General features: G+C 65.4%; 12 protein-coding genes. 4 read left to right on the forward strand and 8 right to left on the reverse strand.

Annotated elements, in window-relative coordinates; translation table 11 throughout:
• The 6 genes from EOA23_RS25025 to EOA23_RS25050 form a co-directional block, all read right to left on the reverse strand.
• The coding region (locus tag EOA23_RS25025; protein ID WP_145966478.1) for a complex I NDUFA9 subunit family protein at positions 1-506 on the reverse strand (506 nt) is incomplete at its 3' end.
• A gap of 373 nt (positions 507-879) precedes the next feature.
• On the reverse strand, positions 880-1881 hold the full coding sequence (locus EOA23_RS25030; protein ID WP_189341700.1) for an Ldh family oxidoreductase: 1002 nt from the start codon (positions 1879-1881) through the stop codon (positions 880-882).
• A gap of 93 nt (positions 1882-1974) precedes the next feature.
• Positions 1975-2784: an ABC transporter permease gene (locus EOA23_RS25035; RefSeq protein WP_127306118.1), complete on the reverse strand. Its 810-nt coding sequence runs from the start codon at positions 2782-2784 to the stop codon at positions 1975-1977.
• Complete coding sequence (locus tag EOA23_RS25040; RefSeq protein WP_189341701.1) at positions 2784-3449, reverse strand: ABC transporter permease; 666 nt, start codon at positions 3447-3449, stop codon at positions 2784-2786. Before EOA23_RS25040 ends, EOA23_RS25035 begins: the two co-directional genes overlap by 1 nt.
• 196 nt (positions 3450-3645) lie before the next feature.
• Positions 3646-4443, reverse strand: coding sequence for a transporter substrate-binding domain-containing protein (locus tag EOA23_RS25045; protein ID WP_042645165.1), 798 nt, complete (start codon positions 4441-4443; stop codon positions 3646-3648).
• A gap of 55 nt (positions 4444-4498) precedes the next feature.
• Positions 4499-5314: an ABC transporter ATP-binding protein gene (locus EOA23_RS25050; protein WP_112128289.1), complete on the reverse strand. Its 816-nt coding sequence runs from the start codon at positions 5312-5314 to the stop codon at positions 4499-4501.
• Positions 5315-5524: 210 nt separating this feature from the next.
• Here EOA23_RS25050 and EOA23_RS25055 point away from each other — a divergent pair, with 210 nt between their 5' ends.
• The 4 genes from EOA23_RS25055 (at position 5525) to EOA23_RS25070 (ending at position 9587) form a co-directional block, all read left to right on the forward strand.
• Entirely contained in the window at positions 5525-6397 is an 873-nt protein-coding gene (locus EOA23_RS25055; protein WP_127306119.1) for a dimethylarginine dimethylaminohydrolase family protein, read from the forward strand.
• Positions 6367-7044, forward strand: coding sequence for a TetR family transcriptional regulator C-terminal domain-containing protein (locus tag EOA23_RS25060; protein ID WP_127306120.1), 678 nt, complete (start codon positions 6367-6369; stop codon positions 7042-7044). The genes EOA23_RS25055 and EOA23_RS25060 overlap by 31 nt, the downstream gene beginning before the upstream one ends.
• 54 nt (positions 7045-7098) lie before the next feature.
• Positions 7099-8679 (forward strand): 5-guanidino-2-oxopentanoate decarboxylase, encoded by a 1581-nt coding sequence (locus tag EOA23_RS25065; protein ID WP_127306121.1) that lies wholly within the window; start codon positions 7099-7101, stop codon positions 8677-8679.
• Positions 8680-8879: 200 nt separating this feature from the next.
• Entirely contained in the window at positions 8880-9587 is a 708-nt protein-coding gene (locus EOA23_RS25070; protein WP_126079854.1) for an SDR family NAD(P)-dependent oxidoreductase, read from the forward strand.
• 132 nt (positions 9588-9719) lie between these two features.
• Here the strand turns inward: EOA23_RS25070 and rpsA are convergent, their stop codons facing one another.
• Both rpsA and cmk read right to left on the reverse strand, forming a co-directional pair.
• Positions 9720-11417, reverse strand: a complete 1698-nt coding sequence (gene rpsA, locus EOA23_RS25075; protein WP_040988866.1) for a 30S ribosomal protein S1 — start codon at positions 11415-11417, stop codon at positions 9720-9722.
• A gap of 196 nt (positions 11418-11613) precedes the next feature.
• Positions 11614-12264: a (d)CMP kinase gene (gene cmk / locus EOA23_RS25080; protein WP_127306122.1), complete on the reverse strand. Its 651-nt coding sequence runs from the start codon at positions 12262-12264 to the stop codon at positions 11614-11616.
• Positions 12265-12336: the final 72 nt, after the last annotated feature.

Below are 12336 nucleotides of genomic sequence, written 5' to 3' on the forward strand. Positions count from 1 at the left end.
CGGTTGAAGAAGGAGTCCTCCGGCCCGAAATTGATCGACGGGCGGAGGATGACGGCGTCCGCAATCGTATCGAACACCGCCTTTTCGCCGAGCGCCTTGGTGCGGGCATAGCTGGACGGGGAATTCGGGTCGGCTCCGAGCGCCGAGATGTGGGTGAGGCCGGCGCCGACCGAGCGTGCGGCCTCGGCGACGGCGCGCGCGCCGAAATCGTGCACCGCGCCGAACTTCTGGCGGCCGGTCTCATGCAGGATGGCGACGAGGTTGACGACATGGTCGGCGCCCTGCACGGCGCGGTCGACCGACCAGCGCACGCGCACATTGGCCTGCACCGGCTGGATCTGGCCGACATTGCCGAGCGGCTGCACATGGCCGGCAAGGTCGGGCCGCCGGCAGGCGACACGAATGCGGTAGCCGCGCTTGGCAAGGGCGCGAACGACATGGCGACCGACGAAGCCCGAGCCGCCGAAGACGACGACGAGCTTGGGGGTCTGCAGGATTTCGGTCATGACTGGCTCCGCGCGCGTGCTTGGCTGAAGCCGTTTCTTAATCCGTTTCTCGCCAAAGGCAAAGAGCGACCGGAAGTCGCCATTGCGTTGTTTTTGGACTTGCCCGGAACGCCCCTCCTGGAGGTTTGAAGAAGACAGAAAACCCCGCCGAAGCGGGGTTTTCCGGGCGGTTCCGCGCCGAAACAGGGTCCAACGAGGCGGCCTGACCTGAGACGGTATCAAGGTGGCGTGAAGCAAGCACGCCCGCCCCCGCCCTGAACGCCCGGCGCGGCGCCGCCAACCGCGAGCCGAACGAAGCCAAACAGGCGGCTCGCGGCATGGGGGTGCCGCGAATGTGTCGCGTCAGGTCGGGAAAAGGTTCAACAGCCGGGAATCAGGCCGAGTAACGCTCGGCGAATTCCGAAATGCGCTGCACGACCGATCTGGACGTGGTGATGCCACGCGCCTTTGCCTTCTCCGCGGCTTCGGCGCGCGAGCGTCCGGGAATATGCACGCCATAACGCCGCCGCAGCCGGTCGAGCTGGTCCTTCATGCGCTGCTCGAAATCCGGATCGAGCAGCTTGGGCTCTATTGCGAGAACGAAAAGGCCGGTGCCGGGGCTGTCCGGTCCGCCGGTGAACCAGGGCGCGTCGAGCGACCAGTTGGCGCCGGAAATGCCGGCGGCCAGCACCTCGACCATCAAGGCGATGTTGGCGCCGCGCTGGCCGCCGAAGGCAAGCATCGCGCCCTTCATCGCTGCCGCCGGGTCGGTGGTCGGGTTGCCGCTGGCATCCAGCGCCCAGCCTTCGGGGATCTTCTTGCCGTCCTCGGCCGCCTTACGGATGTTGACGAAGGCGGTGGCGCTCGATGACTGGTCGATGACCAGCGGCGGCCCGTCGGCGGCGGGCGAGGCGAAGGACATCGGGTTGGTGCAATAGACCGGCTTGACCGAGCCCGAGCCGGCCAGCACGGCCGGCCCGTTGGTGGCGGCGAAGGAAACCAGTCCCTGCTCGGCCAGCCGCCCGGTGAAATAGCCGAGCGCGCCGCATGTATAGGCGTTCTTCTGCGAGAAGATCGACACGCCGAACAGCTTTGCCGCCTTGACCAGGTCGTCGATCGTGCGGTCGAAGCCGGTATGGGCAAGCCCGCCGCGCGCGTCGGAAAGATAGACGGCGAGCGCCGGCCTTGTGATCACCGGATCGGCATTGCCGTCGATGCGGCCGGCCTCGAGCGCCTCCAGATAGTCGATGAAATGCGACAGCCCGACCGTCGACAGGCCTTCTGCCTCCGCGGCGATGATCGAGGCGGTCAGCGACTGCGCCGCCTCCTCATTGGCGCCGGCGCCGAGCGCCGCCATCCGGCATAGGCCTGTTGCCTGGTCGAGGGTGAGTTGCATCAGAGTTGCCCTGCAGCGAGTAGCGAATAGGGAATAGCGGGTAGCGAGTAGGGGAGATAAAGGAACTACTCGCTAATCGCTACTCTCTATTCGCTACCCGATCTTCGCCGGAATCCTCGCCTCGATCCGGCTGAACACGAAGACCAGGATGCCGGTGATCGTCATATAGATCAGCGCCAGAAGCAGCAAAGGCTCGTAGGTCAGGTAGGTGTCCTGCCGCACCTTGGAGGAGACGGCGAAGATGTCGATGACGCTGATCGTCGCCACCAGTGGTGTCGACTTCAGCTGCAGCACGGTCTCGCCGGTCAAGGTCGGCAGCGCCCGGTAGAACGCCTGCGGCAGCCAGATGCGGCGGAAGATTTTCCAGCGGCTCATGCCGAAGGCGCGGGCGGCTTCCAGCTGTCCGCGCGGCACGCCGGCAAAGGCGCCGCGCATCACCTCGCCCTCATAGCCGGCGAAGGAGAAGGTCAGCGCCACCACGGCATAGGGCCAGGCCTGCCTGAGATACGGCCAGAGCCACGATTCGCGGATCCACGGATATTGCGGGAAGATCGAGCCGAGGCCGTAATAGAGCAGCCAGAGCTGCAGGAGCAGCGGTGTTCCCCGGATGATGGTGCAGAAGACCTTGGCCGGCGCCGAGAACCAGATCGGTCCGCCGGCCTGGGCGAGCCCGAGCGGCACCGCAAGCGCAAAGCCCAGCGCACAGGTGACGGCCAGAATCCACAGCGCCCGCCAGATGCCCATCAGGCCCATTTCCCAATATTGCGGCAGCCAGTCCCAGCGCATGAAGAGGGCCGCGCAGAGCACCAGCGCCAAGGCGATCAGGATAAGCACGATGCGATGCGGCTTGAGCCAGATCGAGGCGCGCGCCGCCATGTTGATCGCGGTGGCTTCGGCCGACATCAGCGCGCCTCCTTGACGGAGGGCATGCCGCGCCGCGACCAGGCCTCGACGCGGCCGATGATCAGGTTGGAGAAGAGTGTCACCGCCAGGTAAAGCACGCCGGCGGCGACGTAGAAGAGCAGATAGGCCTTGGTGACGCCGGCTGCCTGGCGCGTCGCCAGCGTCAGCTCGAAGAAGCCGACCACGGCAAGCAGCGCCGTGTCCTTGGTGGCGATCAGCCACAGATTGGCGAGGCCGGGTATGGCGAAGGGCAGCATGGCCGGCAGGGTTATGCGCCTGAGCATCAGGCCCGGCGACATGCCGTAGGCGCGTGCGGCCTCGATCTGGCCTTGCGGGATGGCGAGGATGGCGCCGCGGATGACTTCGGTCGAATAGGCGCCCTGGACGAAACCCAGAACGAAAATGCCGGCCGCGAGCCCGCTGATGTCGACACGGCTGTAGCCCATCGCCGCCAGCACCTGGTTGATGAGGTCGGTGCCGGCGTAATAGAGCAGCAGGATTAGCACCAGTTCCGGCACCGCGCGGACAACCGTGGTGTAGACGGCCAGAAGGTCGCGCGTCACCGGCCCGCCATAGAGCTTGCCAAAGGCGCCGGCGGTGCCGATCAGCAGGCCGAGACAGGTGGCGCCGATGGCGATCTCGAGCGAATGCAGCAGCCCGACCAGCAGCGTGCCGCCCCAGCCTGGCGCCACCGGTGACAGGAGTTCGATGATGCCGGCCGCCGAGGCCGGAAGAAAGGCGTCGATCAGCTTCGCCCCCGGATTGCTGGCAAGCCACTGAAGCCGAAGGTCAGCGGCAAGCGTGCGTGGCAAGGATCGGGCATGGCGCGAACGCCATGCCCTCACTCAGTTGCGAGAGGGTTCAGTTCGACTGCGTGGCGCCGCCATAGATGTCGAAGTCGAAGTATTTCTTCGAGATCTCGTCATATTTGCCGTTGGCGCGGATCGCCTTGATGCCGGCGTTGAACTTTTCCTTGAGCGCGGTGTCTTCCTTGCGGATGCCGGCGCCGACACCTGGTCCGAGCACCTCGTCGTCCGGGGCCACCATGCCCTTCAGGTCGCAGCAGGCCTTGCCCTGGTCGGATTTCAGGAATTCGCCGAGCGCGATCGAGTCGGCCTGCACCGCGTCGATACGGCCGGCGGCCAGATCGTTGTTGGCTTCGTCCTGCGTCTGGTATTCCTTGATCTCCTGCGCGCCGGTGAAGTGCTTCTTGGCGTAGACCGCATGCACCGTCGACACCTGGACGCCGATCACCTTGCCCTTGAGATCGTCCGGCGTGGCGCCGAACTTCTGGTCCTTCGGCCCGATGATGGCGGTCGGGGTGTTGTAGTACTTGTCCGAGAAGTCGATCGTCTTCTCGCGCTCGGCGGTGATCGACATCGAGGAGACGATGGCGTCGATCTTCTTGGTGGTCAGCGCCGGGATGATGCCGTCCCAGGCAACCGGCGTGATGACGCAGTCGAGCTTCTCTTCGGCGCAGACCGCGTCGACGAAATCGATCTCCCAGCCCACCCATTTGCCGCTGGCGTCGGGCGAGGTGAAAGGCGGGTAGGGCTCGGCGGCGACGCCGATCTTGACCTGCTCGGCCTTGGCCACGCCGCCCATCGCCGCGACGCCGAGAAGCAGCGCTGCCGCGAATGTCTTGAGAACAGTCTTCATGTCAGGACTCCCAGTTTGTTGTTGTTCCCGGTTTTCGCCCCGCTTGATGCCGGCCCTAGCCGACATTGCGGAGGAATTGTTTGAGCCTTTCGGATTTGGGCGCGCCGAACAGCTGTTCGGGCGGACCCTCTTCCTCGACCAGCCCGTTGTAGAGATAGACGACATGCGTCGCGACCTCGCGGGCAAACTTCATTTCATGCGTCACGAGCACCATGGTGCGCCCCTCGCGCGCCAAGTCGCCGATCACTTTCAGCACCTCGCCGACCAGCTCCGGATCGAGCGCCGACGTCGGCTCGTCGAACAGCATGACGCGCGGATTGATCGCCAGCGCCCGGGCGATCGCGGCGCGCTGCTGCTGGCCGCCGGACAGGAAGGCCGGATAGACATCGCGCTTCTCCGCCAGCCCGACGCGGGCGAGCAGCTTCTCGGCCTGGGCGATCGCCTCATCGCGCTTGACGCCGAGCACATGCACCGGAACCTCGATGACGTTCTCGATCAGCGTCATGTGGCTCCACAGGTTGAAATTCTGGAACACCATGCCCAGCCGGGAGCGGATCCGCTCGATCTGGCGGCGGTCGGCCGGAACGGTATGGCCGTGGCTGTCGGCCTTGAGCTTGATCTCCTCGCCATTGACCCGGATGATGCCGCTGGTCGGGTTTTCCAGGCAGTTGATGCAGCGCAACAGCGTCGATTTGCCGGAGCCGGAGCCGCCGATGATGGCGACCACCTCGCCGTCGCGCGCCGACAGCGAAACGCCCTTCAGCACATGCAGCTGGCCGAATTTCTTGTGCAGATTCTCGACATGGATGGCTTCGGCGGCGGCGCTTTGCGCCTTGCCGGATTGGACTGGGGCGGCATCCGCCACGCTCACCGGGCGACCTCTCTATGGTCGAAGGCAGGTCGTCGAACGTCCATCCGGCTAATCAACATACGCTGTACTGCCCACTCCAGACCTCAGCATGGACCCGACAGCGCGAGCCCGTCAATCCCGCTCATTACGGCACTTGCGGCGTTGTTGTGCAAGTGTATAAATAGCCTTTCATGAAATTTTTTCGCTTTTTTTCATCTTAGAAGGGCATCGATGAGCGCTTTCGGATCACAGTCCATGGCGGCGCCGTTGCGGCGCGTGCTGATGCGTTCGGCGGCCAACGCCATGCGCAGCGCCGACAGGGCCGCCTGGCACTATGGCCCGGGTTTCGACCCGGCGAAAGCGGCAATGCAGCACGCGGTCCTTGCCGAACTGGTGGCGGCTTCGGGTGCCGAGATCGAGTGGATCGAGGACAAGGCCGACGGTCTCGCGGATTCGGTGTTCACGCATGACCCGTCGCTGATGACCGATCGCGGCGCGCTGATCCTGTCCATGGGCAAACCGTTGCGTGCCAAAGAGCCTTCGCTGCATGAGGAAACCTATAGAAGGCTGGGCATTCCGATCCTCGGTCGCGTCGAGGCGCCCGGCCAGGTCGAGGGTGGCGACTGTGTATGGGTGGATGCCCGCACGCTGGCGATCGGACGCGGCGTGCGCACCAACCAGGAAGGCATCCAGCAGGTCGCCAACCTGCTGACGCCGCTCGGCATTTCAGTCTACGGCTTCGACCTGCCGCTGTGGCAGGGCGAAGAGGCGTGCCTGCATCTGATGTCGGTGATCAGCCCGCTGGCCGACGACCTCGCGCTGGTCTATTCGCCGCTTCTGCCGGCCCCGTTCTACCAGATGCTGAAGGCGCGCGGCATCCGCCTGGTCGAAGGCGATGCGCAGGAGTTCGCCGCGTCCAACGGCCTCAGCCTGAACGTACTGCCGACCAGCCCGTTGAAGGTCATTGCCGTTGCCGGCTTTCCCAAGACCAAAGCCGCGATGGAAGCCGCCGGCTGCACGGTCGAAATCTTCGAGGCGGATGCGCTCTGCATCGCTTGCGAAGGCGGACCGACATGCCTGACGCGGCCGATCCTGCGCCAATGAATGCGCCGTCCCGTCGCAAGTTCCGCCGCGAGGGCGAGGAGCGGCGGCGGCAGGACCTGATCGATGCGACCTTGGACAGCGTGGCGGAACATGGCCTTGAGGGCGCCACTGTGCGCACCATCGCCTTGCGCGCCGGCGTCACCGCCGGGCTGATCCGCCACTATTTCCCCGGCAAGGAAGATCTGCTGCGGGCAGCCTATGCGGCATTGATGGGCCGCATGACCGAGCAGGCGAAAGCGGCCTTGCTCATGGAAGACGCCTCGCCGCGCCGGCGTCTTGCCGCCTTCGTCACCGCCAATCTCAACGCGCCGATCATCGACCAGCGGGTGTTCTCGCTCTGGGCGACCTTCATCGGCCGCGCCGGGGCCGATCCGGCGCTCGCCCGAGCCCACCGGGAGGGCTATCTCGGCTTTCGCAACGAGGTGGAAGCGGTCGTGGCCGAAGTGCTCGCCGCCGAACGGCGCAAGCCGGACGCAAGCGAACTGCGCCACCATGCCATCGCCATCAACGCCATCATCGACGGGCTCTGGATCGAAGGCTGCCTGGCCGGCGAGATGTTCTCGCCTGGCGAATTGGCGGCGATCGGCATCAAAGCCATAGAGGCCGAGCTCGGCCTCGCGCCGGAAAAGCAATTCCAGGAAAAGTGAGAATCGGTTTTCCGTCCGGAATTGCGCAAGAAAGAAGAGACAGGGAGGAAATTGATGACCACCGTTGGCGAAGCGCTGATCACCTTGCTCGAAGCGCATGGCGTCGACACCGTCTTCGGCATTCCGGGCGTGCATACGGTCGAGCTCTATCGCGGCCTGGCGCGTTCGAGGATCCGTCATGTCACGCCGCGCCACGAGCAGGGCGCCGGCTTCATGGCCGACGGCTATGCGCGCGCCGGCGGCCGGCCGGGCGTCGCCTTCGTCATCACCGGACCGGGGCTGACCAACACCATCACCGCCATGGGCCAGGCACGCGCCGATTCCGTGCCGATGCTGGTCATCTCCGGCGTCAACGCCACCGATACGCTGGGCAAGGGTCTGGGCTACCTGCATGAGTTGCCCGACCAGCGCGGCATGATGGAAAAGGTCGCGCTGTCTTCCGAGCGTGTGACCGAGGCCGAGCAGCTGCCGGGCGCGCTCGCCCGCGCCTTCGCGCTGTTTTCGTCGGCGCGGCCGGGACCGGTGCATATCGAGATCCCCACCGACGTCATGGTCAAGCCCGCCGACGGCATAGCGGCGGCGCTGAGCAATACCGCGCCGCCGGTGCCGGACGCGGCGGCGATCGCCGAGGCGGCGAAGTTGATCAAGGCGGCACGCCGTCCACTGATCCTCGCTGGCGGCGGCGCCAAGCAGGCCGACGCGGCGTTGCAACGCCTGGCCGAGACGCTTGGCGCCCCTGTCGTCGAGACCGCCAATGCGCGCGGCCTGCTGCATGGCCATCTGCTTTGCGTGCCGGCGAGCCCCAGCCTCAAGACGGTGCGCGCCCTGATGGCCGACGCCGATCTGGTGATTGCCCTCGGCACCGAGTTCGGCCCGACCGATTACGACGGCTATGGCGATGGCGGCTTCGTGCTGCCCAGGAACCTGATCCGCATCGATATCGGCGCCGACCAGATCGCGCGCCGGCCGGTGACGATCGGCATCCAGGCCGATTGCGCCGAGGGGATCGAGGCTTTGCTGTCGGCGATCGGGCCCGGTCATGTTGCGGCAAGGGACGGCGAGGCTCGCGCCGCCGCGGCGCGCCATGCCGCGCGAGCCGAACTGAAGCCCGAATACCTGGCGCAGCTGCGCGCGGTGGAGACGATCCGCGACGCGCTGCCGGGCGCCATCATCGTCGGCGATTCGACCCAGCCGATCTATGCCGCCAACCTCTATTACGACCATGACCGCCCCGGCGGCTGGTTCAACGCCGCGACCGGCTTCGGCGCGCTGGGCTATGGTCCGCCGGCGGCGATCGGCGCGGCACTTGCCGTTCCGCAAGCGCCTGTAGTGTGCCTCACCGGCGATGGCGGCTTCCAGTTCACCTTGCCGGAGATCGGCGCCGCGCTCGACGCCGACACGCCGGTGATCTTCGTCGTCTGGAACAATCGCGGCTATCGCGAGATCGAGACCTCGATGCTCGATGTAGGCGTCGAGCCGGTCGGCGTCTCGCCGGCGCCGCCGCATTTCTGCAAGCTCGCCGAGGCCTATGGCATCGCGGCCGAGCGGTTGGCCGGAACCGTTGATCTGGCCGGGGCGCTGAAGCGCGCGCGGGCGGCCGGCAAGCCGCGCGTCATCGAAATCACCGTCGACTGAAAGGCTGGTGCGGCCGTCGCCCGGACGGTGCCGGCGGGTCGGCAATTATCGTCACCGGCCACGACCCCCACACATGCAAAGACGCTGCGCCAGCCATGTCGATATTTCAATTGAGTAACAGCGCGAAAGGCGCGACGTTCCAGTCTGGGGCGGCATAACCCGAGATATAATCATAAAAAAATGACAGGAGCGCTCAAAGTATGACGGAAACGCTTAACGGCAGGCATGTCGTGATCACGGGCGGCACTGGGGCGCTCGGCGGCGCGGTTGTCGGCAGATTGCTGGAGCAAGGCGCGATCTGCCACGTGCCCAATGCCCACGCGGCGGCCCCGCCGCATTTTCCTTACGCAGCCCACGCCAGCGTGCATCTGGCGCACAATGTCGACCTGTCGGATTCGGCCAAGGTCGAGGCCTTCTACCATCAGGTGCCCGAGCTCTGGGCCTCGATCCATCTTGCCGGAGGCTTCACCATGGCGCCGGTCGAAAAGATCGAGTCGGCCTCCTTCGCCGAAATGATGGACACCAACGCCCGCACGACCTTCCTGTGCAGCCGCGCCGCGGTGCGCTCGCTGCTGGCGTCCGACACGGCCGGCCGCATCGTCAACGTTACCGCGCGCGCCGGCCTGGAACCGCGCAAAGGTTCGGGCATGGTTGCCTATACGGCGAGCAAGGCCGCGGTCGCGGCAATGACGGTGGCGATGGCCGAGGAGCTGAAGCACAAGGGCATACTGGTCAATGCCGTGGCCCCCTCGACGCTCGACACGCAGGCCAACCGCGAAGCCATGCCGGACGCCGATTTCGCCAAATGGGTCAGCCTTGAAGCAGCTGCGGAAGCGATCGCTTACCTTGCCTCGCCCGCAAACCAGGCCATGAGCGGCACGCTGGTCCCGCTCTATGGCAGGGCCTGAGCTCTATCTCTTTTTTACGCAATTCCGGACGGAAAACCGCTGACACTTTTCCTGGAATTGCTCTGATCCCGACAAAAGAAAACCCCGCCGGATCGCTCCGGCGGGGTTTTCTTATTCGCGAAGCGAAAGGGCTTAGTTACCCTGCTTCTTCAGCGCCGCGCCCAGGATGTCGCCGAGTGACGCGCCGGAGTCGGTCGAGCCGTACTGGGCGACCGCTTCCTTCTCCTCGGCGATTTCCAGCGCCTTGATCGAGACCTGCAGCTTGCGGGTCTTCTTGTCGAAGGCGATGACGCGGGCGTCGACCTTCTGGCCGACGGTGAAGCGCTCGGGGCGCTGCTCGTCGCGGTCGCGCGAAAGGTCGGAGCGCTTGATGAAGGTCTCGATGCCGCTGTCGACCAACCGCACGTCCAGACCGCCATCCTTCACGCCGATGACCTCGCAGGTGACGACGGCGTTCTTGCGCAGCTCGCCGCTATTGGCCGCTTCGCCGACCGTGTCACGGGCCAGCTGCTTGATGCCGAGCGAGATGCGTTCCTTCTCGATGTCGACGTCGAGCACCTGCGCCTTGACCATGTCGCCGCGATTGTACTCTTCGATGACCTGCTCGCCCGGACGGGTCCAGTCGAGGTCGGACAGGTGCACCATGCCGTCCACGTCGCCTTCCAGGCCGATGAACAGGCCGAACTCGGTCTTGTTCTTGACCTCGCCCTCGACCTGGCTGCCGACCGGATGATTGCGCGCGAAGGCTTCCCACGGGTTCTCAAGCGTCTGCTTGAGACCGAGCGAGATGCGGCGCTTGGCCGGATCGACCTCGAGCACCACCACGTCGACTTCCTGGGTCGTCGACAGGATCTTGCCGGGGTGCACGTTCTTCTTCGTCCACGACATTTCCGAAACGTGGATGAGGCCCTCGATGCCCGGCTCCAGCTCGACGAACGCGCCGTAGTCGGTGATGTTGGTGACAGTGCCCTTGATCTTCTTGCCGATCGGGAACTTGGTGCCGATATCCGACCACGGATCCGACTCGAGCTGCTTCATGCCGAGCGAGATGCGGTGGGTTTCCTGGTTGATGCGGATGATCTGCACCTTGACCGTCTGGCCGATGTTGAGGATCTCGGTCGGATGGTTGACGCGGCGCCATGCCATGTCGGTGACGTGCAGCAGGCCGTCGATGCCGCCGAGGTCGACGAACGCACCGTAGTCGGTGATGTTCTTGACCACGCCTTCGACCACCTGGCCTTCCTCAAGGTTCTGCACAATTTCCGAACGCTGTTCGGCGCGGCTCTCCTCGAGCACGGTGCGGCGCGACACAACGATATTGCCGCGGCGGCGATCCATCTTGAGGATTTCGAAGGGCTGCGGGTTGTGCATCAGCGGGGTGACGTCGCGGATCGGGCGGATATCGACTTGGCTGCGCGGCAGGAACGCCACGGCGCCGTCGAGGTCGACGGTGAAGCCGCCCTTGACCTGGTTGAAGATGACGCCTTCGACGCGCTCACCCTTGGTGAACTTCTCCTCGAGACGCACCCAGCTCTCCTCGCGGCGAGCCTTCTCGCGCGACAGCATGGCTTCGCCAAGCGCGTTCTCGATGCGCTCGACATAGACTTCGACGGTGTCGCCGACCTTGAGGGAGGAGTCCTTGCCCTTGGCGCCGAATTCCTTCAGCGGCACGCGGCCTTCGACCTTGAGGCCGACATCGATGATGGCCATGTCCTTTTCGATCGCGGTGATCGTGCCCCGGACAACCTGGCCCTCGCCGGAATGGCCGGCGGTGAATGATTCTTCGAGCATGCTCGCGAAATCGTCGCGAGACGGATTAGCTACTGACATTGTTTCTCCTGGAATGCTCCGCTTTTGTCGCGGAGCGGGCGCCGTGGGTTAGCGTTGCGTGAGCCTGCCGGCGTTCCGGGCTGAAGAGCCCTTGGCCGCCATCTAAGCGGCAAGTCCGGCGCATGAAGAATGCTGGCAGGCTGGTTCGTGCCCGATATGGGTATTTTCGCCGCTCAAGGCAACCGAAAAAGCCCGATCAGGCCTTGTTTCTCTTGGCAAGGACCTCGTCAACGATCACCATCGCCGCCAGAAACGCGGCTTCTATAGCCATTTCGCTGGTATCAAGCAAGTGCGCGTCCGCCGCCGGCTTCAACGGCGAGGAGGCTCTGCCCATGTCGCGCTCGTCGCGGCGCTCGATGTCCGCGAGGATGGTGGCGAAATCGGCGCTGCCGCCCATGCTCTCGATCTCGGCCAGCCGGCGCCTGGCGCGCACCTCGGCGCTCGCCGTGACATAGAGCTTGATGTCGGCGTCGGGGCATACGACCGTGCCGATGTCGCGGCCGTCGAGCACCGCGCCCGGCGGCGCCTTGGCGAAGGCGCGCTGCTTCTCGACCAGGATGCGCCGCACCGTGGGGATGACGGCGACCTTGGAGGCCGCTTCGCCCACCGCATGCGCCGACAACACGGTCCGGTCGAGGTTGGAGAGGTCCACCTGCCGCGCCGCGGTTTCCGCCGCCGATACATTGTCGAGCGGCAGGCCAAGCTCGAGCAGCTTGTGCGCGACAGCGCGATAGGTGAGGCCGGTGTCGAGCAGGTTGAGGCGATAGTGGTCGGCGAGCCGGCGGGCGAGCGTGCCCTTGCCGGCGCCGGCGGGGCCGTCGATGGCTATGGTAAAGGTGTGGGTCATGGATGGAGCGCCGCGGTTGGAAGGGGCGACAAATACAATAAGCGCCGCGATCCTTCGCGCCCTCCTCTGTCC

Origin of the sequence: Mesorhizobium sp. M2A.F.Ca.ET.042.01.1.1 (genome assembly GCF_003997405.1) — a bacterium.
In the GTDB taxonomy this organism is placed as follows: domain Bacteria; phylum Pseudomonadota; class Alphaproteobacteria; order Rhizobiales; family Rhizobiaceae; genus Mesorhizobium.